The sequence below is a fragment of the Actinomadura nitritigenes genome (assembly GCF_017573545.1).
In the GTDB taxonomy this organism is placed as follows: domain Bacteria; phylum Actinomycetota; class Actinomycetes; order Streptosporangiales; family Streptosporangiaceae; genus Spirillospora; species Spirillospora nitritigenes.
The window spans coordinates 214,284-235,992 of sequence record NZ_JAGEOK010000004.1; the positions used below are offsets into that span (position 1 = coordinate 214,284).

At 76.0% G+C, this 21,709-nt stretch carries 22 protein-coding genes; 13 read left to right on the forward strand and 9 right to left on the reverse strand.

The genetic code is table 11. From position 1 onward, the window contains the following. Positions 1 to 64 precede the first annotated feature (64 nt). Both J4557_RS07260 and J4557_RS07265 read right to left on the reverse strand, forming a co-directional pair. Entirely contained in the window at positions 65 to 811 is a 747-nt protein-coding gene (locus tag J4557_RS07260) for a hypothetical protein (RefSeq protein ID WP_208265654.1), read from the reverse strand. Continuing rightward, positions 808 to 1,107, reverse strand: a complete 300-nt coding sequence (locus tag J4557_RS07265; protein WP_190855998.1) for a helix-turn-helix transcriptional regulator — start codon at positions 1,105 to 1,107, stop codon at positions 808 to 810. The genes J4557_RS07260 and J4557_RS07265 overlap by 4 nt, the downstream gene beginning before the upstream one ends. Before the next feature lie 66 nt (positions 1,108 to 1,173). On the opposite strand from J4557_RS07265, the gene J4557_RS07270 reads away from it, so the two are divergent. From J4557_RS07270 to J4557_RS07280, 3 genes are read left to right on the forward strand one after another with little or no spacing between them, the layout of a single operon-like run. Continuing rightward, positions 1,174 to 2,097, forward strand: coding sequence for a hypothetical protein (locus J4557_RS07270; protein ID WP_208265655.1), 924 nt, complete (start codon positions 1,174 to 1,176; stop codon positions 2,095 to 2,097). Beyond that, positions 2,085 to 3,005, forward strand: a complete 921-nt coding sequence (locus J4557_RS07275) for an ABC transporter ATP-binding protein (protein WP_208265656.1) — start codon at positions 2,085 to 2,087, stop codon at positions 3,003 to 3,005. The genes J4557_RS07270 and J4557_RS07275 overlap by 13 nt, the downstream gene beginning before the upstream one ends. Next, positions 2,992 to 3,789 (forward strand): ABC transporter permease, encoded by a 798-nt coding sequence (locus J4557_RS07280; protein ID WP_208265657.1) that lies wholly within the window; start codon positions 2,992 to 2,994, stop codon positions 3,787 to 3,789. Before J4557_RS07275 ends, J4557_RS07280 begins: the two co-directional genes overlap by 14 nt. Here the strand turns inward: J4557_RS07280 and J4557_RS07285 are convergent. Both J4557_RS07285 and J4557_RS07290 read right to left on the reverse strand, forming a co-directional pair. Then, a complete protein-coding gene (locus J4557_RS07285; protein ID WP_208265658.1) occupies positions 3,786 to 4,547 on the reverse strand; it encodes an SDR family oxidoreductase in 762 nt (253 codons plus the stop codon). The two genes, J4557_RS07280 and J4557_RS07285, sit on opposite strands and share 4 nt — an antisense overlap. A gap of 132 nt (positions 4,548 to 4,679) precedes the next feature. Beyond that, complete coding sequence (locus tag J4557_RS07290) at positions 4,680 to 5,231, reverse strand: hypothetical protein (protein WP_208265659.1); 552 nt, start codon at positions 5,229 to 5,231, stop codon at positions 4,680 to 4,682. A gap of 100 nt (positions 5,232 to 5,331) precedes the next feature. Here J4557_RS07290 and J4557_RS07295 point away from each other — a divergent pair, with 100 nt between their 5' ends. The 6 genes from J4557_RS07295 to J4557_RS07320 all read left to right on the forward strand — a co-directional run bounded on the left by J4557_RS07295 (position 5,332) and on the right by J4557_RS07320 (position 12,597). Then, positions 5,332 to 6,015: a response regulator transcription factor gene (locus tag J4557_RS07295; protein WP_208265660.1), complete on the forward strand. Its 684-nt coding sequence runs from the start codon at positions 5,332 to 5,334 to the stop codon at positions 6,013 to 6,015. Further along, positions 6,012 to 7,313, forward strand: a complete 1,302-nt coding sequence (locus J4557_RS07300; RefSeq protein ID WP_208265661.1) for a sensor histidine kinase — start codon at positions 6,012 to 6,014, stop codon at positions 7,311 to 7,313. The genes J4557_RS07295 and J4557_RS07300 overlap by 4 nt, the downstream gene beginning before the upstream one ends. 46 nt (positions 7,314 to 7,359) lie before the next feature. Then, complete coding sequence (locus J4557_RS07305; RefSeq protein ID WP_208265662.1) at positions 7,360 to 8,502, forward strand: hypothetical protein; 1,143 nt, start codon at positions 7,360 to 7,362, stop codon at positions 8,500 to 8,502. Between the two features lie 13 nt (positions 8,503 to 8,515). Then, positions 8,516 to 9,325 (forward strand): hypothetical protein, encoded by an 810-nt coding sequence (locus tag J4557_RS07310; RefSeq protein ID WP_208265663.1) that lies wholly within the window; start codon positions 8,516 to 8,518, stop codon positions 9,323 to 9,325. After that, complete coding sequence (locus J4557_RS07315; protein WP_307799502.1) at positions 9,322 to 10,800, forward strand: NADH-ubiquinone oxidoreductase-F iron-sulfur binding region domain-containing protein; 1,479 nt, start codon at positions 9,322 to 9,324, stop codon at positions 10,798 to 10,800. Before J4557_RS07310 ends, J4557_RS07315 begins: the two co-directional genes overlap by 4 nt. 123 nt (positions 10,801 to 10,923) lie before the next feature. Then, positions 10,924 to 12,597, forward strand: coding sequence for a catalase (locus tag J4557_RS07320; protein ID WP_208265664.1), 1,674 nt, complete (start codon positions 10,924 to 10,926; stop codon positions 12,595 to 12,597). Positions 12,598 to 12,692: 95 nt separating this feature from the next. On the opposite strand, the gene J4557_RS07325 is transcribed toward J4557_RS07320, so the two are convergent. The 4 genes from J4557_RS07325 to J4557_RS07340 all read right to left on the reverse strand — a co-directional run bounded on the left by J4557_RS07325 (position 12,693) and on the right by J4557_RS07340 (position 17,685). Continuing rightward, positions 12,693 to 13,139 (reverse strand): DUF2690 domain-containing protein, encoded by a 447-nt coding sequence (locus J4557_RS07325; protein WP_208265665.1) that lies wholly within the window; start codon positions 13,137 to 13,139, stop codon positions 12,693 to 12,695. Positions 13,140 to 13,293: 154 nt separating this feature from the next. Further along, entirely contained in the window at positions 13,294 to 16,014 is a 2,721-nt protein-coding gene (locus tag J4557_RS07330; protein ID WP_208265666.1) for a helix-turn-helix transcriptional regulator, read from the reverse strand. A gap of 101 nt (positions 16,015 to 16,115) precedes the next feature. Continuing rightward, complete coding sequence (locus tag J4557_RS07335) at positions 16,116 to 16,583, reverse strand: RsbRD N-terminal domain-containing protein (RefSeq protein WP_208265667.1); 468 nt, start codon at positions 16,581 to 16,583, stop codon at positions 16,116 to 16,118. A 127-nt stretch (positions 16,584 to 16,710) separates the two neighbouring features. Beyond that, positions 16,711 to 17,685 (reverse strand): GlxA family transcriptional regulator, encoded by a 975-nt coding sequence (locus tag J4557_RS07340; protein WP_208265668.1) that lies wholly within the window; start codon positions 17,683 to 17,685, stop codon positions 16,711 to 16,713. A gap of 119 nt (positions 17,686 to 17,804) precedes the next feature. Here J4557_RS07340 and J4557_RS07345 point away from each other — a divergent pair, with 119 nt between their 5' ends. Further along, a complete protein-coding gene (locus J4557_RS07345; protein WP_208265669.1) occupies positions 17,805 to 18,707 on the forward strand; it encodes a helix-turn-helix domain-containing protein in 903 nt (300 codons plus the stop codon). Between the two features lie 27 nt (positions 18,708 to 18,734). Here the strand turns inward: J4557_RS07345 and J4557_RS07350 are convergent, their stop codons facing one another. Then, a complete protein-coding gene (locus tag J4557_RS07350; protein WP_208265670.1) occupies positions 18,735 to 19,850 on the reverse strand; it encodes a diaminopropionate ammonia-lyase in 1,116 nt (371 codons plus the stop codon). Positions 19,851 to 19,936: 86 nt separating this feature from the next. Here J4557_RS07350 and J4557_RS07355 point away from each other — a divergent pair, with 86 nt between their 5' ends. From J4557_RS07355 to J4557_RS07365, 3 genes are all read left to right on the forward strand, one after another. Next, entirely contained in the window at positions 19,937 to 20,851 is a 915-nt protein-coding gene (locus tag J4557_RS07355; RefSeq protein ID WP_208265671.1) for a LysR family transcriptional regulator, read from the forward strand. A 329-nt stretch (positions 20,852 to 21,180) separates the two neighbouring features. Next, a complete protein-coding gene (locus J4557_RS07360; protein ID WP_208265672.1) occupies positions 21,181 to 21,444 on the forward strand; it encodes a hypothetical protein in 264 nt (87 codons plus the stop codon). 54 nt (positions 21,445 to 21,498) lie between these two features. Next, entirely contained in the window at positions 21,499 to 21,657 is a 159-nt protein-coding gene (locus J4557_RS07365; protein ID WP_208265673.1) for a hypothetical protein, read from the forward strand. Positions 21,658 to 21,709 lie beyond the last annotated feature (52 nt).

Here is a 21,709-nt window from a genome sequence, read left to right on the forward strand (position 1 = left end):
CCTGAGTGTGTCTCGCGGGTAACCGGGGAGGCGAGGATTTCCCGGAGTCGGAAGCCGGCCGCTGCTAGGGGCGGCTGAGGGGCGTTCCGGTGGATGTGGCGAGGTCGTGGGCGGTGAGGAGGGTGGGGAGGGAGAGGGCGGCCAGGGCGAGGGTCGCGGGGACGGCGGTCGCGGCGCTCTGGGCCGCGGCGGCGGCGAGGCCGGTGCCGGTGAGGGCCAGGGCGACGGTCAGGCGGCGGGTGGAGGGCAGTGCCGCGGTGCGGGCGGCGCGGGCGATGAGGGTGCAGAGGCGGTAGGCGGTGAAGGCGAGGGTGGCCCAGTAGTAGGCGAACAGGGCGGCGTCGATGGGTGCGGGCGGGTGCTCCAGGGCGCCGGTCTTGGCGATGAGGAGCATGGCGAGGACGGCCAGGGCAGGGGCCGTCATCGTGCGGACGGCCTGGACGGCCAGGTCGCGGAGGACCGTCCGGCGCCAGAGGGGCGGGAGCGGGGCGGCGAGGGCGGCGCCGAGGAGGACCGGGGCGAGCCAGAGGCTGGTCGCGGGGTGGCCCGGGTCGGCGGTCAGGGTTCTCGACGGCTCCACGGCGCGCAGCAGCAGCGTCGACAGGGCGAGGACCGCGAAGAGGGCGACGGCGACGGTGCGGCGGGTCTGGCCGGTGCGGGACTCGGGCCAGTCGGTGGGGTGCAGCCAGAGGCGGGCGGCGCCGGCGAGGGTGTCGGGCCAGGCGCGCGGGCCGGCGTCGCGGAGCGCGCAGTCGATCTCGGCGCCCCAGCGTTCGCGGACGGGCGGCGGGTAGAGCGCGGACGCCCTCATGCCGGGCCCAGGGCGCGGAGGCCGGCCTGGGAGACGCGGGCCATCTGCTCCAGCTCGACGCGGAGGGCCGCGCGGCCGGCGTCGGTGATGCGCATGGTGCGGTGGCGGGCGTCGGACGCGTCGTCCGACGGGCGGATCAGCTCGCGGGCCTCGAGGCGGGACAGCGCGCCGTAGAGGCTGCCGGGGCCGAGCTTGCGGCCGGTGAGCTCCTCGATCGCGGTGTTGATGGCGTAACCGTGCAGGGGTCCCTCGGCGAGGACGGTCAAGACGAGCATCTGGGCGTCGTTGCTGTGCACGCCCCCAGTGTAGTACGAGACGCGATGCTACTTGCCACGTAGTACGAGGCGCGTACTATGGCGGCCATGGAACGGACGGAGCGGCTGCGGGCCGTACTGGCGGGCCTTGCCCTGGCCTGCCTCTTCGAGGCGCTGACGGTGTTCGCCACCCAGGACAAGGGGGTCCGGGCGCAGAGCCCCTGGCAGGACGACCCCTACGACGCGGCCGTGTCGCTGGCCCAGTTCGCGGTGCCGATGCTCGCCGCGGTGATCGCGCTGCGGCTGCTCGCGTGGCGGGCGCCGGGCGGCCCCGACCGGGAGCGCCAGACGGTCCGGGCGGCGGGGGCGATGACCGCGCTCGTCGGGATCACGCTGGCGTTCGAGTGGGCCGCCGTCGCGGCGGTGCGGCGGTCGTGGGGCGCGTGGACGTGGGTCCTGGCCGGCGGGCTGGCCGTGACCTCGGTGTGCGCGGCGGCCGTGGCGGTGATGCTGGCGCGGTGCCGGGGCCCGCGGGTGCGGTGGCGGCACGACTGGCTCGGGGACGTCCTGCTGGTCGCGAGCCGGACGCCGGTGGTGCGGCGATGGGCCGCGCCGGCCGCCGCGGACTGGGTGCGCAGGCACGCGATGGGCGTGTTCGTGCTGGCCAGCGCCCTCGCCGCGGCGGGGATCGTCGGCGCGATGGTCGTCGGCGAGCACTGGACGGACCCGTGGCTCATCGCCTGGGCGCTCGCCGTCGAGTTCACGTCCCACCTGGCGTTCTGCCTGATCGCCAACGCGGTCGCCGGGTTCGTCGCGCGTCCGGAGCGGCCGTGGACGCGGCGCGCCGGCGAGGCGTCGGTCGTGGCGGGGTGCGTCGCGGTGCAGCTCGCGGTGGCGTTCCGCGACGCGCTCTGGCCGGGGACGGTGACGTCGGTGGCGGACGCCGCCGCCCTCACGTTCGGGGCCGGCGCGGCCACCACGGCCGTCGCCGGGGTGCTGCTCATGACGAAGGGAAGGCAATGGCAGCGGTGATCGGTGCGAGCGGGCTGTCGAAGCGGTACGGGCGGCGGCAGGCGGTGCACGGGCTCGGCTTCACGGTCGGGGCCGGGCAGGTCTGCGCGCTGCTCGGGCCGAACGGGGCGGGGAAGACCTCGGCCATCCGGATGCTGGTCGGGCTGTCCCGCCCGGACGAGGGCGAAGCGAGGATCCTCGGCGAGCCGGTCCGGCTCGGGGCCCCGGTGCTGCGGCGGGTGGGGGTGCTCATCGACGGCCCGGCGTTCGTCCCGCACCTGTCCGGCATGGCGAACCTCAGGCTGCTGTGGGCGGCGACGGGACGGGACTGGCCGCCGCCCGCACTGGACGGCGCCCTCGACCTCGCGGGCCTGGGCGCGGCCGTGGACCGGAAGGTCAAGGGCTACTCCATGGGGATGAAGCAGCGGCTGATGCTGGCGCAGGCGCTGATGCGCGCGCCGGACGTGCTGATCCTCGACGAGCCGGCGAACGGCCTGGACCCGGCGGAGGTGCGGGCGCTGCGCGAGCGGCTCGGGGAGCTGGCGCGGGGCGGGGCGGCGGTGCTGGTGTCGAGCCATCAGCTGGCGGAGGTGCAGCAGCTCGCGACGCACGCCGTGGTGATGAACCGGGGGCGGCTCGTCGCGTCGGGCCCGCTGGACGAGCTGCTCGGCGGCGAGGACGCCTACCGCGTCGAGGTGGACGACACCGGGCGGGCGGCGGCCGTGCTGCGGGAGGCGCGGAGCGTCGAGTCGGTCGCCGTGCGGGACGGGCACCTGGTCGTGACCGCGCCGGGGACGCCGCCGGCCCGGCTCGTGGAGGCACTGGTCGCGGCGGGTGTGGGCGTCATGTCGGTGAACCGGGCGGACCGGTCGCTGGAGGAGGCGTTCCTGACCATGACCGAAGGGGAGGGCGAGCGTGCTGCGCGTTGAACTGAGGACCCAGCTGCTGCGGATCCGCACGCTGGTGGCGCTGGCGTGCCTGGCCGCAGTGCCGGTCATCGCGGGCCTGGCGACCGCGTCGCGCGCCGGGCACCGCAACGGCGCCCAGGGCGGGCTGTACGGCGCGTCGTCGTTCTCCGCGCTCAACCACGCGATGGCGAGCCTGGAGTTCATCGGCCCACTGCTGCTGCCGGTCGTCGTGGCGCTGCTGGCGAGCGCGATCGGGTCGTCCGACCGGGATTGGGGAACGCTGCGGTACCTGTACGTCGCGCCGGTCGGCCGGGGGCGGCTGCTGGCGGGCAAGCTCGGCGCCGTCGCGGTCGTGACCGCCGCCGCGACCCTGTTCGTGCTGGCCGGGGGCGTCGGCGCCGGGCTGGTGCTGTTCGGCTGGCACCCGTTCCGCGTCATCGGCGCGCCCGACCTGTCCACGGGCGACGCGATCGGGCGGGTGCTCGCCGCGTCCGGCTACACGCTGCTGTGCATGCTCAGCATCGCCGGGATCGCGTTCGCGCTGGGGCTGCTGCTGCCGCGCGGCGCCGAGGCGCTCGGCGCGGCCGTCGGGTTCGTGGTCGTGGCGAGCATCCTGAACGGGTCGTCCGTGCTGCACGCCGTCCAGGTCGTCCTGCCGGTGCATTACTGGCAGGACTGGACGCACCTGTTCGACGCCGGCGGGACGGCCCGCCTCGGCACCGGGATCGCGTGCCAGCTCGCCACGATCGTCCTGGCCGCGGGGGTGTCCGTGCTCGTCCTCCTTCGCCGGGATCCGGCGGCCTAGCCGACGTGGGCGGCGAGGAAGTCCTCCCACGTCAGGGCGCCCTTGTCGGCGTTGTCCAGCGAGAGGTTCGCGGCGTCGCGGTAGGCGCGGCCGGCCTTGCCGGGCACGCGGACGGGCAGCATCGGCCGGCGCTTCCCCGCCGCGTCCAGGTAGCCGCGGACGAGCTCGTCGATCCGGTACACCTTCGGGCCGGCCAGGTCGGGCACGCGTCCGGCGGGGTCGCCGAGCGCCAGCTCCACCAGGCGGGCGGCCACCTCGCGCGAGTCGACCGGCTGGAAGCGCAGGCCGCCCGGCTTCGGGACGACCGGCAGCTTCGCCATCTTCCGCGCCATGGTGAACACCAGGTCGTGGAACTGGGCGGCGCGCAGGATCGTCCACGGCACGCCCGACCCGGTCAGGGCCTCCTCGGCGCGCAACTGCGTGCGCAGGTAGCCGATCGGGACGCGGTCCGCGCCGATCACCGAGATCAGCACGAAGTGCCGCACGCCCGCGCGCGCGGCGGCCCGGACGAGGTTCCGGGTCGCCTCGTCGTCGCCCTTCGCACCGCCCGCGAGGTGCAGGACGGTCCCGACGCCGTCCACCGCCGCCTCGACGCCCTCGTCCTTGAGCAGGTCGCCGGTCACGTACTCGACGCCGGCGGTGCTCGCGTGCGGGCGGCGGCTCAGCACCCGGACGTCGCGCCCGGCGTCCCGCAGCAGGGGCAGGACGTGCCCGCCGAGGGTGCCGGTGCCGCCGGTGAGCAGGATCTGCGCGGTCATGTCGTCCTCCTGGGCCGTTCTCGTTGCGATCGACCACCTAGACGGGGCCTCGCGCCGGGAACGTGACATGCCGCGCGGAGTGATCCGCGTCACCGGGGAGGGGGCGCAGGGGCTAGCGAGTCGGGGGCCTCGCTAGCCCCTGCCGGGGAAATGGCGGTGGGGGTACGGGAAGCGGGGCTCCCCGTCGCGGCGGTCCACGCTGACGGCGGCGGACGGGCGGTCCGCGCGGCAGGTGACGGTCATCGTGACGAACCGGGCGGACGACTGGAACCGGACGAAGACGGCCCCCGGCGGCGTGCGGTTGCTGGCGCCGACGCTGAAGTTCTGCGCGGGCGTCCAGGAGACGAGGAAGGCGGTGCCGCGGTCGCAGCGGGCCACGATGTCGCCGGCCTCGGAGGCCAGGTTGGTGATGGCGGCGGTGACCTGGCGGGTGACGGTGACGGTCGGGGCGGGACGGGGCGGGTCGCGCGGCGGCGGCGAGGCCGGTGCGGACGCGGACGGCGGCGGGCCCGGCGGCGTGGCCGGGACGGCGAGCGCGGCGTTCACCTCGCCGGGCGTCATCGGCTTGACGCCGCGTTCGGTGATGCCGGTGCCGACGGCGGAGATCGCGGCCATGCCGGCTCCCACCCCGAGCACTGCGGCCGCCGACCACACCATGGCGGCGAGCGCGCTGTGCTTGGACATGCGCGAAACTGTTCCATATTCATGGCTAAGGTTCGGTTAAGCAGCCCTTAAGGCGTCTATAGGACGTTCATCGGGTGCGTTCCCGGTCTAGCGTGGCGCCGTGGCGCAACTGTTGCTGGTGGAAGACGACGCCGACGTGCGCAGCAGGCTCGTCCGCGCGCTGGGCGAGCGCGGGCACGCGGTCGCGTCGGCGCCCACGGGCATGGACGGCATCCGGCGGGCGGTGAGCGCCCGGCCGGACCTGGTGATCCTCGATCTCGGGCTGCCCGACCTGGACGGCGCGGAGGTGCTGCGGATGCTGCGCGCGGTCAGCTCCGTCCCGGTGATCGTGGCGACGGCCCGCGACGACGAGCGGGAGATCGAGCGGATCCTGAACGCGGGCGCGGACGACTACCTGGTGAAGCCGTTCGGGGCCGGGCAGCTGGACGCGCGGGTCCGGGCGGTGCTGCGGCGGGCGGAGGATCCCGGAGGCGCGGCCCGGGAGGTGCGGGTGGGCGGGCTGCGGATGAACGCGGCGGCGCGGGAGGCGTCGCTGGACGGGCGGCCGCTGGGGCTGTCGCCGAAGGAGTTCGACCTGCTGCTCTACCTCGCGTCGCGGCCGGGGCAGGTGGTGTCGAAGCGGGAGCTGCTCACCGAGGTGTGGCACGTGCCGCTCGGCGGGGCGAACAAGACGATCGACGTGCACGTGGCGTGGCTGCGGCGCAAGCTGGGCGAGTCGGCGTCGCGGCCGCGGTACCTCCGGTCGGTGCGCGGCTCCGGCATCAAGATCGTCGACCCGTCGTGAGGCGGCACATCACGCTGCTGGTGGCGTCGACGGTGGTGCTGGTGCTGGTGGCGTTCCTCGTCCCGCTCTCGCTGCTGGTGCGGGACGTGGCGCGGACGCGGACGCTGGCGGCGGCGAACGTGCGGGCGCAGGCGCTGGCGCCGGTGGTGGCGGCGGGCGACCGGGGGACGGTCGAGGTGGCGCTGCAGCAGACGGCGTCGAGCGGCTACCCGATGACGGTGCTGTGGCCGGACGGGCGGTTCAGCGGCGCGCCCGCCGACCGGGACGCGGGGGTGCGGCTGGCGGAGCGGGGCCGGAGCCTGACCGTGGACACGCCGGGCGGGCGGGAGATCCTCGTGGCGGTGCTCGGCGGCCGGGGCGGGACGGCGGTGATCCGCGCGTTCGTCACGGACCGGCAGATGTTCGCGGGCGTCGGCCGGGCGTGGGCGATCCTGGCGGGGCTCGCGGCGGGCCTGCTGGCGGTGAGCGTGCTGGTGGCGGACCGGCTGGCGCGGTCGCTGGTGCGGCGGATCACGAAGCTGGCGGCGCTGGCGAAGGGCATCTCCACCGGGGACCTGGAGGCGCGGATCGAACCGGGCGGGCCGCCGGAGATCCGCGACGTGACGGTGGGCCTGAACGAGCTGGCGGGGCAGATCGACGCGCTGCTGTCGCGGGAGCGGGAGCAGGCCGCGGACCTGTCGCACCGGCTCCGCACGCCGCTGACGGTGCTGCGGCTGGAGGCGGAGACGCTGCGCGACCCGGCGGAGGCGGGCCGGATCGGCGAGCAGGTCGACGTGCTGGAGCGGACCGTCACCGAACTGATCAACGCGACGCGGCGGCCGGTGCGGACGGAGGCCCCGTGCACCGACGCGACGGCGGTCGTGGCGGAGCGGGTGCGGTTCTGGTCGGTGCTGGCCGACGAGCAGGACCGGCGGATGGACATGCGCATCCCGTCGGGACCGCTGCTGGTCCGTGTGCGCGCGGAGGACCTGTCGGCGTGCCTGGACGCGCTGCTCGGGAACGTCTTCGCGCACACACCGGAGGGCGGCGCGATGGGCGTGGCGCTGGAGGCGCGCAGCGGCGCGGTGTACCTGACGGTGGACGACGCGGGCCCCGGTTTCGGCGGCCGCCACCTGCTGCGGCGCGGGGTCAGCACCGCGTCGTCGACGGGGCTCGGGCTGGACATCGTGCGGCGGACGGCGGAGACGAGCCACGGCAGCCTCCAACTCGGCGAGTCACCGGCCGGGGGCGCGCGGGTGATGGTCCGTTTCGGCGTCCCGCCGCGCGACGGGACATCACGCGCCTTAGCCGACTCTTAACCCGTCCGAAGCGCCGCCTTATCGGGCGAGCCGCGACTCTGGCGGGGTGATGTCCCCACCGCGGTCCGGCGGCGGATCCGTCCTGCCGCTGGCGAACCGCATCGTGCGGCTCGGCGGCGCCGGCGCGGGCGCCGTCCTGCTGGTGCTGTGCGCCGTGGTGGCCCAGGCGACGCAGGCGCCGCGGGGCCGCCCGGCGGCGGCGCCCGAGCCCGCGTCCCAGCGGACCCGCCCGGCGCACGCGTCGCGGGGCTCCCGACCCGCGGAGACGACCGCGAAGACCACCCCGCTGGTCCGGACCATCCGCGCCGCGGTGCTCCGGCAGCGCTCGACGATCGCGCGCCGCGAGTTCGGCGGGCGCGCGCCGCAGGCGCCGACCGTGCTGCTGTCCCGGTCGGACGCCGCGAAGGGCTGGGCGTTCGGCTCGTCGGTGATCGCGCCGCCGGACGGGGTGGACGCGCCGCCCGACGCGTCCCTGTTCATCGCCCGGCATCTCAAGACGGGCTGGCAGGTGTCGGTGACCGGCGCGCCGACCTTCGCGGCGTTCGCGAAGCACGCCCCGTCCGACGTCGTGCCGGACGGCGAGCGCGTGCTCCTCGCCCGCTACGGGAAGGCCGCCGCGAGCGGGGCGGCCACCGGGCTGGAGCTGCCCTGGGGTCCCGGCAAGTCGTGGACGATGCGGCCCGCCGGCGACCCCAGGGCGATCGCGTTCGCGGGAGGGGACGGCCGGGTCCTGGCACCCGGGCCCGGCCGCCTCTACCGGCTGTGCGGCCGGACGTCCGAACACGCGATGCTGCTGCTGATCCACCCCAACGGGCTCGCGTCGACGTTCTCCCGGCTGACGGCCCTGACCGCGGTGGAGGACGGCGGCGCTGTCCGGACGGGCACCTACCTCGGGACGACCGGGCGCGGCCTGCCGTGCTCGACCGGGCAGGCGCCCGGTCCCGCGTCCGTGGTGTTCGGAGTGCTGTCCGGCGGGCGGCCCGCCGCGCTCGACGGGTTACGGATCGGCGGCTGGACGCTGCAGGTCGCCGCGTCCGGCCGGGCGGTCGCGGCGACGCGGTCCGGCGTCCGCGTCGAGCAGGGCGACCCGCTGCTCAACCTCGGCGACGGTGTGGTCCCCACCCCCGCACCGTCGCCGACCCTTACCTCGTCGCCCGCGACGTCCCCGACGACGGTGGCGTCGTCATGACGAGGAGGCGCGCGTGAACACGGCCTCGTCCCCGCCCGTCCGGGTCCCGGCGGGCCGGCGGGCCCTCAAGATCACGCTGATGGCGGCGGCGCTCGCCGCCGCCGCGGCCGCCGGGCGGACCGGGCGGGCCGCGCACCTCCTCACCGCCGCGCACGCGTTCCTGGAGTTCTTCTCCGGCGTGTTCACGCTGGTCGGGCTGACCGGCGCGGTCGTGTTCGGGCTGCTCGCGGCGAGCCGGTCCACGCCGATCCGGCTGCGGATCCTCGCCCAGTCCGGGCACCGCGCCGCCGCCACGCTCTCGCTCAGCTTCCTCGCCGTCCACATCGTCCTGAAGGTGCTGGAGAAGCACGCGTCCGCGCTCGACGCCGCGCTCCCCGCCGCCGGGTTCCAGGGCCACGGGCTGATGGTGAGCCTCGGGCCCGTCGCCGGCGACCTGATGATCCTCGCTGCGCTCACCGGCGTCGCCCGCGGCCGGTTCATCGGCGCCGGACGCGCCTGGACGTGGCGGCTGCTGCACCTCGCCGTGTACGTGTGCTGGCCGGTCGCGCTCGTCCACGGCCTCCAGGCCGGACGCACCGCCAAGAGCTGGGTGGTCTACAGCTACCTGCTGTGCGCGGCGGCGGTCGTCCTGCTGGTGGTGGTGCGGCTGGCGGTCGCGTCCCGGCACCGCCGCACGAGGGGGCCGCGGCCGGCCCGTCCCGCCGCGGCGGCGCGCCCGCCGGCCCGGCGGCCCGCCCCCGCCGCCGAAGCCCGCGTCCCCGACGAGCAGTTCTGGGCGGACCTCAAGGACGAGGCGAAACGCTGGTCGAGGAGCCGCCCGTGAGCAGCGGATTCCGCCTCACCACCATGGGGCCGCCGCGCCTGCTCGCCGGCCTCGACCGGACGTCCCGGCTGGACGCGGCGGCGCACCGGCTCGTCCACCCCGTGCCGCGCGGGCTGCCGTTCCGCGAGCTCGCGGCGCTCGCCGAGAGCGCCGACCTGCGCGGGCGCGGCGGCGCCGCGTTCCCGTTCGCGCGCAAGCTCGCCGCCGTGCACCGGTCGGCGCAGCGCACCGGCCGCGACAGCGTCGTCCTCGTCAACGCCACCGAGGGCGAGCCCGCCAGCTCCAAGGACAAGGCCCTCCTCGCGCACGTGCCGCACCTCGTGCTGAACGGCGCGGTCCTCGCCGTCAAGGCGCTCGGCGCGCGGGAGCTCGTCATCGGCGTCACCGACGACGGCCTCGCCGCCCGGTCGCTGCGGCTCGCCATCGCCGAGACCCGGCTGCGCGACCGGGCCCGCGTCGTCCAGCTCCCCGAGCGGTTCGTCACCGGGGAGGGCGGCGCGCTCGTCCGCGGCGTCAACGGCGAGACGCCCATCCCGCCCGGGCAGAAGGTCCGCGCCGCCGACAGCGGCGTCGACCGGCTCCCCACCCTGCTGTCCAACGCCGAGACGTTCGCGCAGCTCGCCGTGCTCGCCGAACTCGGCGCCGAGGGGTACCGCGCCGCGGGCACCCCCCGCGAGCCCGGGACCGTCCTGCTCACCGTCACCCTCCCCGACGGCGGGCACATGGTCGTCGAGACCCCCGCCGGCGTGCCGCTCGCCGACGTGCTCCGGCACTGCGGCACCGACGCCGGGCAGGGCGTCATCGTCGGCGGCTACCACGGCGCCTGCCTCACCCCCGCGCAGGCCGCGCAGGTCAGGGTGTCGCGGGAGTCGATGGCGGCGGCCGGCGGCGCGCTCGGCGCCGGGATCGTCATCCCGCTGCCCCGCGACACCTGCCCGCTCGGCGAGATCGCCCGCGTCGCCGGGTACATGGGCGCCGAGTCCGCCGGGCAGTGCGGCCCCTGCCGGCTCGGCCTGCCCGCGATCGCCCGGTCCGTCGCCGCGCTCGCCGCCGGGACCGCCGGGGACGAGGCCGTCGCCGCCGTCCGCCGGGGCAGCGCGACCGTCCGCGGGCGCGGCGCCTGCAAGCACCCCGACGGGACGACCCGCTTCCTGCTGTCCGCGCTCCGCGCCTTCGACGACGACGTCGCCGCGCACCTCGACCGGGGCGGCTGCGGCCGGCCGACCCGCCGCTTCCTGCCCGTCCGCGGCGAGGAGCCCGAGGAGGCCGAGACGTCCCCGCACCGGCTCGCGATCGACTGGTCCCGCTGCGCCGGGCACGGCCTGTGCCGCCACCTGCTGCCCGACCTCGTCCGGCTCGACGAGTTCGGCTACCCCGTCATCGCCGGCGCCGCCGTCCCCGCGCGGCTGCTGCGCGACGCCGTCCAGGCCGCCGAGATGTGCCCCGCCCTCGCGCTGTCCGTGCGGAACGCCTGACCCCGCGCACGGCCGGATCCCCCGGTCATGAGGGCTTTACCGGCGCCGGACCTTCCGGGGCGCGGCCTGCGGGTAGTGCCATCCCGCCGACCGGCCACGAGCAGAACGAGGGGGAGAGCCGGCGTGACCGACGTTGCGAGCATGGGTTCCGAGCCGGGGGACGAGCGCCCGATACTGACGAACCGGCAGGGCCATCCGGTCTACGACAACCAGAACCAGCGGACCGTCGGGGCGCGCGGCCCCGCCACCCTGGAGAACTACCAGTTCCTCGAGAAGATCAGCCACTTCGACCGGGAACGCGTCCCCGAACGGGTCGTGCACGCGCGCGGCGCCACCGCCTTCGGCTACTTCGAGGCGAACGGCTCCTGGGGCGACGAGCCGATCTCCCGCTACACGCGCGCGAGGCTGTTCCAGGAGCGGGGCAAGCGGACCCCGGTCGCGCTGCGGTTCTCCACCGTCATCGGCGGCCGGGACTCCGCCGAGACCGCCCGCGACCCCCGCGGGTTCGCGATCAAGTTCTACACCGAGGACGGCAACTGGGACCTCGTCGGCAACAACCTCGCGGTCTTCTTCATCCGGGACGCCATCAAGTTCCCCGACGTCATCCACGCCCTCAAGCCCGACCCCGTGACGTTCCGGCAGGAGCCGAACCGGATCTTCGACTTCATGTCGCAGACGCCCGAGGCGATGCACATGCTCGTCAACCTGTTCAGCCCGCGCGGCATCCCCGCCGACTACCGGCACCAGCAGGGCTTCGGCGTCAACACCTACAAGTGGGTGAACGACGCCGGGGACACCGTCCTGGTCAAGTACCACTGGATGCCGAAGCAGGGCGTCCGCAGCATGACCGCCGCCGACGCCGCGGCCGTGCAGGCGAACGACCTCGGCCACGCCACCCGGGACCTGCACGACGCCATCGACCGCGGCGAGTACCCCGAGTGGGAGCTGCTCGTCCAGCTGATGAGCGACGACGACCACCCCGAACTGGACTTCGATCCGCTCGACGACACGAAGGTGTGGCCGGAGAACGATTTCCCGCCGAAGCCCGTCGGCCGGATCGTCCTCGACCGGAACGTCGCGAACAACTTCGCGGAGAACGAGCAGATCGCGTTCGGCACGGGCGTGCTGGTCGACGGCCTCGACTTCTCCGACGACAAGATGCTCGTCGGCCGGACGTTCTCCTACAGCGACACCCAGCGGCACCGCGTCGGGCCGAACTACCTGCAGCTGCCCGTCAACCGGGCGAAGGAGGCGCGGGTCCACACCAACCAGCGCGACGGGCAGATGACCTTCTACGTCGACGGCTGGGGCGAGAACCCGCACGTCAACTACGAGCCGTCCATCACCGGCGGGCTCCGGGAGGCGCAGTACCCGACGCACGACGAGCAGGGCCCGGAGATCCACGGCCGGCTGACCCGCAAGCGGATCCCGCGCGCCAACGACTACGCGCAGGCCGGGCAGCGCTACCTGCTGATGGAGGACTGGGAGCGCGACGACCTGGTGACCAACCTCGTCGACCAGCTGTCGCAGTGCGTGCGGCCCGTCCAGGAGCGGATGGTGTGGCACTTCCTGCTGGTCGAGGACGACCTGGGGCTGCGCGTCGGCAAGGGCCTCGGCATCGCGCCGGAGGACGTCGCGCATCTGGAGCCGCTGCACGGCCAGGACCTCACCGACGAGGACCGGCGGCGGCTCGGCGACCTCGGCAGGAACGGTCCCCGCGACGTGGACGGTCTCAAGATGACGCACTGCGTCCCGAACGAGCGCGCCGTCCACCTCCCGTCCGGCCCGAACGGCTGAGGCCCGCGCACGGCGAACGGGCGGCGGCGCGCTCCGCGCCACCGCCCGTTCCGGCGTCCTGACGCCCCCGTGCCTTCAGGGGCGGGCCGTGGGCGTCAGCCGCACGCCTCGGCCGTCCAGCCGCTGCCGTGCAGCAGGGAGCCGCTTCCCTCGACCACGGTGCCCTGGCCCCACGCGCAGATGCCGGGGGCGTACACCATGTTGCCCCAGTGGTGGCCGCCGTTCCCGGCCTGGTAGTTGAAGTACTCGGCCTTCCCGCCGTCGGCGTAGACGTTCACCGCGCCGTAGCCGTTGGTCGCGACCCGCACCTCCGTCCAGTTGGTCTTGCAGGTCGGCGACCAGTAGAGGTAGACGTCGCCGAGCTTGTCGCCCTCCTGGTTCTTGATGTCCGCGTGCTTCACCGAGTAGGAGCCGCTCGCGCAGCCGGTGCTGTAGGGGTCCTGGCCGTCGAGCGACGACGCGCTCGCGGGCAGGGACGCCAGGACGGAGAGCGACGCGGCGGCGGCCGCGGCGGTCGCGGCGGCGATGATCCGGGTCTTCACCTGGGACCTCCCTTTCGCGGGGCCGCGACGCCGCGCCCCCGCAAGATCAGTTGGCACGAACCTAGGCACGCCCGATGGGCCGGGACAGAGGAAGATGACTGCGTCGCCGCGCCGCCGGCGGCGCCGGAACTGAGTAATGCGACTCAGCCGGCGCTCAGGTGCCCAGGTCCAGGGCGGCGAGTTCGGTCCGGGTGCTGATGCCGAGCTTCGGGTACGCCCGGTAGAGGTGCTGGGCGATGGTCCGGGGGCTGAGGAAGAGCGTCGCCGCGATGTCGCGGTTGGTGGCGCCCGTCGCGGCGAGCCGGACCACCTGCAGCTCCTGCGGGGTCAGCCGGGACGCGGCGCCCGCGTCGGCGGGAGCCTGCACGGACCGGTCACCGGTCGCCCGCAGTTCGGCCCGCGCGCGCTCGGCCCACAGCACCGCGCCGCAGCGCCGGAAGAGGTCGAACGCGGTGCGGAGCGGGACCCGGGCGTCCGCCTTGCGGTGCTCGCGGCGCAGCCATTCGCCGTAGCAGAGCAGGGTGCGGGCCCGGTCGAACGGCCGGTCGTCGCACGGTCCGGGACGCAGCGCCTCGGCGTAGTGGGCCTCGACGTGGTGCGCCTCGGCCTCGTCGCCGGACGCGAGCAGGGCCCGGCAGCGGGCGAGGACGGCGGGTCCGCACGGGTCGAGGATTCGCCCGGACGCCGCGTCGAGCCCGTCCATCAGCCGGGCCGCGACGTCCGCCGAGCCCGCCCGGTGCGCCGCCTCCAGGTGGTCGGCGGCGCTGCGCAGCCAGGCGCTGCTGCACGGCCAGAACGGCCACCGGTTCTCCATGGTGGCCAACGCGGCGTCGTAGCGGCCTTTCCCGAGGTCGAGCAGCGCCAGCGCCCAGGTCGCGTCCGCCCCGCTCGGCGGGGCGCCGTGGTCGTCGGCGTACCGGATCGCCTCGCCCGCGAGCGCGCGGCACCGGTCGGCGTCGCCCTCGGCGGCGGCGAGCCAGGCGAGCAGGCCGCGCAGGTACGCCGCCACCGAGCCCTGCCCGGTCTCGACCGCGACGGTGAGGGCGGGCCCGGCGGCCTCGGCGGCGGCCCGGTGCCGGCCGAGGACGAGTTGCGCGCCCGCCTCGTGGAACAGCGCGTTCGCCAGATGCCCCGCCGAACCGCCCGCCCGTGCGGCGGCGACCATGTCCGTGGCGACCTCCAGGGCGGCCACCGCGTTCCCGGAGATGTTGAGGACCCGCGCCGTCCACGTCTGCTCCCAGAGCGTCCGCGGGCGCCGCACGGCGAACGCGGCGGGGTCGGGCGCCTCGCCGGTGGAGAGCCGGTGGAACGCGCGGGCCTGCCGCATGTAGGGCCGGAAGGGGTGGTCGGAGGGCAGGTGGAGGGCGTCGAGGAGCGCTGCCGCCTCGCCGGTCAGCCCCGTGTCGACGCCGTGCCCGGCGTAGTAGGTGCCCAGTACGAGCAGTTCGGCGGCCGCCACCGGGTCCGCGCCGGCGATCCCCTTGGCGCCGTCGAGGGCGACGCGCGCGGCGGTGCGCGGCATGCCGCGCTCGAACGCCAGCCGGCTGCGCGCCCCGGCGAGGCCGGCGAGGACGGCCGGGTCGCGGGTCAGCGGCGCGGCGGCGTCGCACAGTTCCTCGGCGCGGCCGAACGCGCCCGCCTCCACCGCCGCCCTCACGGCCGCCGCGAGCCGCCGGGCCCGGTCGCCGTCCCGTTCGCTGAGCTGCGCCGCGCGCTCGTAGGCGCGCATCGCCGCGGACTGGCCGCTGCGGCGGGCGGCGTCCTCGGCGGCCTCCTCCAGCGCGGCGGCGGCCGTCTCGTCCGGGCCGATGGCCGCCGCCGCGAGGTGCCACGCCCGCCGGTGCCGGTCGCCGTCCCGCAGGACCCGCGCGAGCGCGTGGTGGACGGCCTGCCGCTGGGTGAACAGGGCGCCCTGGTAGACGGCGGTGCGCACCAGCGGATGCCGGAACCGGACCGACCCGCCGGTGACCACGACCAGCCCGCTGCGCTCGGCCTCGGCGAGGGCGGCGGCGGGCGGGACGAGGAGTCCGGCCGCGTGCATCACCGTGCCGAGGGATCCGGTGTCGTCCGCCGCGACGACGAGCAGCAGCGTCCGCGCCGCGTCGCCGAGCCGGTCGGCCTGCCCCCGGAACGCGCGCTCCAGCCGCTCGGTGATCGGCAGCGGGCCCGGCCCCCACGCCTCGCCGGCGCCCGCCGCCCTCGGCAGCTCCAGCAGGGCGAGCGGGTTGCCGCCGGCGGTGCCGAGCACCCGGTCCCGCAGCCGCGCGGGCAGCCCGGGCGCCTCCCGGTCCATCAGGGCCGCGGACGCCTCGGCGGACAGCCCGCCGAGGCGCAGGACGGGGAGGTCGGTGGGGGGCAGCGCCCGGTCGGGCGGCCTGCCGCCCCGGGTCGCCACCAGCAGCGCGATCGGGTCGTGCTGGATCCGGCGCGCCGCGAGCCGCATCGCCTCGACGGTCGCGACGTCGGCGCACTGGCCGTCGTCGACCACGCAGAGCAGCGGGCATTCGGCCGCCAGCTCCGACAGGAGGGTGAGGGTGGCGAGCCCGGCGAGGAACGGGTCGACGCCGGCGGCGGCCTCCATTCCGAACGCCGCGCGCAGCGCCGCGGCCTGCGGGTCCGGCAGCAGGCCGATCCGGTCGGCGACGGGCCCGAGCAGCAGGTGCAGGGCCGAGTAGGGCAGTTCCGCCTCGCTCTCGGCGCCCGTGACGCGCAGCACCCGCATGCCGGGCGACGCGCGCTCCACCGCCTGCTGCAGCAGCGCCGTCTTGCCGATCCCCGGGTCGCCGACGACGACCAGCGCCCCGCCCGCGCCCGCGCGGGCGCCGTCGATGAGCCGTTCGATGGTCCGTAGTTCCGGGTCCCTGCCCACCAGCACTTTGACGATCTTATGCGGCGGTGATCGGGATGATTGGCCGATGACGGTCAGCCCGGAATGTCACACCGGCCGGCCGGGCGCGCGGGCGCAGGAGCGGGCGGTCAGTTCGCGGAATAGCGCTGGCCGCCGGCGATGAGGGGATAGAGGCGCGAGCCGTTGCGGGGGCGCGCGGCGCGGTGGTGGCCGTCGACCGCAGCCTCGACGATCTGGTCCTCCGCGCTGAACGCGCTCTCCATCACCGCGATGAACTCGGTGTTCGGCGGGTGGACGCGGGCGGCGGCGTTGGCGGTGCGGCGGATGAGCACGCGGGCCCCGCTGCGCAGCGCCGACTCCAGGTGCCGGACGTCCTGGCCCGCGCGGGCCTCGTGGGCGCCGAGGCGGCGGAAGTGGTCGAGGGCGGCACCGCGGTCCTGCGCGCCCGTGTAGACGGTCAGCGCGTCCCGGACGAGGCTCAGGATCATCGCCGCGCTCAGGCCGGTGTACGCGGGGACGCGGCCGGCGATCTCGCCGACGATCTCGGCGGTGATCTCGTCCAGCCGCTCGGCGAGCAGTTCGGTCACGGGGTTCATGGCGGCGTCCCTCATGGCTCCGTCGTCGCGTCGATCCGTCCCGCGCGTCCGCGGTGGGATTATGTTACTCACGCGTAAGCCGGATGTACCGCCCTAAAAGGGAGATCTCTCGCCAACCCCGTCCCGATCAGTGCGCGGGGGCGTGCGGGCGCGCGGCGCGGAAGGTGTGCCGGTAGGCGGACGGGGGGACGCCGATCGAGGCGACCAGGTGCTGGCGCAGCGACGCGGACGTGCCGAAGCCCGCCTGCTCGGCGATGCGGTCGACGGGCAGGTCCGTGGTCTCCAGCAGGCGGCGTGCCAGGTCGACGCGCTGCCGGGCCAGCCACTGCCCCGGCGTCATCCCGACCTCGTCGCGGAACCGGCGGGAGAACGTGCGGACGCTCATCCGCGCGTGCCGCGCCATCTCGGCGAGCGTGATCGGCCGGTGCAGCTCGCCGAGCGCCCACGCGCGGGTCGCGGACGTGGCGGCCGCGTCCGGCTCGGGGACGGGCCGCTCGATGAACTGGGCCTGGCCGCCCTCCCGCCACGGCGGAACGACGCAGCGGCGGGCGACCTGGTTGGCGACCTCGCTGCCGTGGTCGCGGCGGACGATGTGCATGCACAGGTCGATCCCGGCGGCGACGCCCGCGGAGGTGAGCACGTCGCCGTCGTCCACGAACAGCACGTCGGCGTTCACGTCGACGCCGGGGAACAGCCGCTTGAAGCGCTCGGCCTCGGCCCAGTGCGTGGTGGCGGGCCGGCCGTCGAGGAGGCCGGCGGCGGCGAGCAGGTAGGACGCGGTGCAGATCGAGACGATCCGGGCGCCGGGACGGAGCCGGGAGAGGGCGCCCGCGACCGGTTCCGGGCACTGCGGCGCCACGACGGGGCCGCATCCGAACGGCGGGATGACGAGCGTGCCGGCGGTCTCGATGATCTCGTGGCCGTGCTCGACGGCGATCGCGAAGTCGGCGCTGCTGCGCACCGGGCGGCCGTCGATGCCGCAGGTGAGCACCTCGTAGAGGGGGGCGCCGCGGGAGTCGGTCGCCGAGCCGAAGATCCGGACCGGGATGCCGAGCTCGAACGGGTACACGCCGTCGAGGGCGAGGACGACGACACGGTGCATGGCCGGAGTCTTTCACACGGCAGGATCTGGCCACAGAGCGGCTCCGGCATCTACTGCACGTGCATATGCACCTGCCGCTACTATCCCGCCAGCAGGATCCCCACCCCCGAGGAGCGGTGTTGAGCGCAGGGCAGGAGCCGGGGGCGGCGGGACCGGGGACCGGGGCCGTGCGCGGGCCGGCCGCGCGCCGCATGCTCGTCGGCGCCCGGCTGCGCGGCCTGCGGGAACGCAGCGGGCTGAGCCGCGACCAGGCCGGCTACGCGATCCGCGGCAGCGCGTCCAAGATCAGCCGGCTCGAGCTCGGCCGCACCTCGTTCGCCCGCCGCGACGTGGCCGACCTGCTCACCCTCTACGGGGTGCCCGACGGCACCGAGCGCGAGGAGCTGCTCCGCCTCGCGCGGGAGGCCAACGAGCGCGCCTGGTGGCACCGGTACGGCGAGCTGGTCCCGGCCTGGACGCACCGGTTCCTCGACCTGGAGGAGACCGCCCGCGAGGTCCGCGCCTACGAGCCTTGCCAGATCCCCGAGCTGCTCCAGACCGAGGAGTACACGCGCGCCTGCCTGGCGATCCGGGACGGGATCCGGGAGGGCGACCGGCGCATCGAGATCGACGAGCGGGCCGCCGTCCGCCGGCTGCGCCGCCGGCGGTTCGCCGACGACCCCGGCCGCACGCTCGCCGCCGTCCTGGACGAGGCGGCGCTGCGCCGCTTCGTCGGCGGGCCCGAGCTGATCCGCGGCCAGCTCCGGCACCTGGCCGCGCTCGCCGACACCGGCCGGGTCGAGCTGCGGATCATCCCGGTCGGCGAGGGCCCGCCGCCGCTCTCGCACGGCTTCTCGATCCTCGGCTTCGCGGGAGGGGCGCTCCCCGACGTCGTCTACCTCGAGTTCCTCACGACCGCGCTGTACCTGGACAAGCCCGCCGACGTCGCCGCCTACACGGCCGCCTGGGGCCGCCTGTCGGCCGCCGCGCTGCCGCCGGACGCGAGCCGCGCCCTCCTCGCCCGCCTGCCCGGCCCGCTGTGACGGCCGCCCCGCCGGACCTGCCGCGGGTCAGGCGGGCGGCGGGTTCGCGGCCGCGCCCTCGGTGCTCAGCAGGACGACCGTGTCCGCGGGCCCGACGCCGAGACCGGGCAGCGCGGCCCGCACCCCCGCCAGGGCCGCGGCACCGCACGGACCGGCGGAGACGCCCAGCGCCGCCAGCTCGCGCGCGGCGTCGGCGACGTCCGCGTCCGCGACGCTGACGGCGGCGTCCACCCCTGCCCGCAGGTACGGCCATGCCGACGAGGATGGCGTGGCGCAGTTCAGCCCCGCCATGGCCGTCGCGGCCGTCTCCACGGTGACGAGGCGGTCGCCGAGCAGGCTCGCCAGCACGCACGGCGCCGCGTCCGGCTCCACGGCGAGCAGTTTCGGCGCGGACGCGCCCGACCGGTAGTGCACCACCGCCGCCTGCGCCAGCGACCCCACGCCCACCGGGACCGCCACGACGCCGGGCGACCCCGCGCCGGCCGCGCGCAGCTGCGCGTCGATCTCGGTGAAGAGCGTCGAGTAGCCCTCCACGATCCACCGGGGCACGCGCTCGTAGCCGGGCCAGGCCGTGTCCTGGACGAGCAGCGCCGACGCGTCCCCCTCGGCGGACTCGGCCGCCCTGCGCACCGCCGCGTCGTACGGGGCGCCGACCCGCACGACCCGGGCGCCCTCGCCCTCGATCGCGGCGAGCGCGGCCGGGTGCACGCCGTCCGGCACGAACACCTCGGCCCGCGCGCCGAGCATCCGGGCCATCGCGGCGACGGCCCGCCCGTGGTTGCCGTCCGTCGCGGTGACCAGCCGGAACGCCCCGGCGCGGGACCGCAGCGCGCCGACCGGGTCGGCCGCCGGGACCGGGACGCCGAGCCGGTCGCCCAGCGCGCGGCACACCCCCCACGACGCGCCGAGGATCTTGAACGCGGGCAGTCCGAGGCGGGACGACTCGTCCTTGACGAACACCCGCCCGACGCCGAGGCCCGCGGCCAGGGCGGGCGTCTCGACCAGCGGCGTCGGCGCGTATCCGGGCAGCGCGGCGTGGAAGGCGGCGACCTCGCGGGAGGCGGGCGGGCACCTCCAGTCCCGGGCGGCGGGACGGGAGAACCAGGAGGTCCGGGCGAGCGAGGCGGGAGCGGCGGGGGTCATGGGGCCACGCTTCCGCACGGCGAACCATCGGTCCAGCAAATGTTTCCGAGCGATAATCATCGGAAGAACCGACGGATGGGAGGGCCATGCTCGACCTGCACCGGCTGCGGCTCCTGCGCGAGCTCAAGCACCGGGGGACCCTCGCAGCCGTGGCGGAGGCGCTCTCCTACAGCCCCTCGTCGATCTCGCAGCAGCTGTCCGTGCTGGAGCGGGAGGCCGGGGTGCGGCTGCTGGAACCCGTGGGGCGGCGCGTCCGGCTGACCTCGCAGGCCGAGATCCTCGTCGCGCACACCGAGGCCGTGCTGGAGCGCCTCGAACGGGCGGAGGCCGACCTCGCCGCGTCCCTGCGCGACATCACCGGCGTGCTGCGCGTCGCCGCGTTCCAGACCGCCGCGCTCGCGCTGGTCCCCGACGCGCTCAGCACGCTCCGCGACGCCCACCCCGGCCTCCGCGTCGAGATCACCCAGCGGGAGCCCGAGAGCGCCCTGCCCGCGCTGCTCGCCCGCGACTTCGACGTGGTCGTCACCGAGGAGTACCCGGGCGACCCGCACCCCCGGCCGCCCGGGGTCGAGTACGAGGAGCTGGGCGAGGACGAGATCCGGCTCGCCCTGCCCGGCACCGTCCCGGTGAACGCCGCCCCGGCGGACGTGGCGCTCGCCGACCTCGCGGACTCGCCGTGGGTGATGGAGCCCGCCGGGACCGCCGCCCGCGCCTGGGCGACCCGGCTGTGCCGCGACGCCGGGTTCGAGCCCGACGTCCGGTTCGAGTCCAGCGACCTGCTGCTGCACCTGCGGCTCGCCGAGCGCGGGCACGCCGCCGCGCTGCTCCCCGGGCTCGTCTGGACGGGCCGGCCGCCGACGGTCGCGATGGCGCCGCTGCCCGCCGGGCGGCGCGTCCGGCGGCTGTTCACCGCCACCCGCCGCGGCGGCGGCGCGCACCCCGCCGTCCGGGCCTTCAGGGCCGCCCTGGCAGGGGGTACGGGATTTGCGGGCTCCGACTAGCCTGGATCGTGTGCATAACGCGCCGCGCCAGGGAAAGGCTCCTGGTACGCGGAACTCAGCGCGCACGACGGCGCCGGCCGGCCGGCGCCGCGACGACCGGGACGAGACGCCCGGCGGCACGGGCCCGGCACAGGGCCCTGCCACGCCGGCTCCCTGAAGATTCCTGAACCCCGACTCCGGAACGCCGTCGCCTACGGGTGTTCCCGGGGTGACCCGCACCTCGAATGGGTGTTCTCCCCGATGGCGATGATTCCGCCTCTCCGGCAGAGTCGTAGTCGGCAGCAGGGGGACGAGGCCCCCTCGTAGGAAGAAGGCACACGATGTCGAACATGCCGCCCAATCCCTCGATGACCGCCACCGAGCTCGCCGGAATCCTGTTCAGCTCCGGCCTCCAGGCCTCCGACCATCCCACTCCGGAGCAGGTCCGCACCGCGGTCGCCGCCCTGTCGCGCACGTGCGGCGACGACCCGTCCGCCTGCGCCGCCCGCGTCGCCCAGGAGGCCGGCGACCACCCCGAGACGTTCGCGGTCCGGATGCGGTGGGCGCTCGACACCGTCCACGACGCCTACGGCGACCTCACCGCCGCGGCCTGACCGCCACGCCCGGCACCGGGCCGGGATCCGCTCCGACAGCAGGGAGGGACCGCCATGCGCTCCACCGCCCCGCGCAGCCGCTTCGCCGAGAGGCGGGAGGACATCGTCCCGCGCACGCTCCGCGACCTGATCGCCGCCGACGCCGCGCAGCGCCACGAGGACGGCCGCCGGCGCCGCAGACGCCGGATCATGCCCGTCCGCCGCGTCACCTAGGCCGCGCGGCCCGGCCCCGCCGCAGGGCGGCCGCCGTCCCGCGCACGACCGA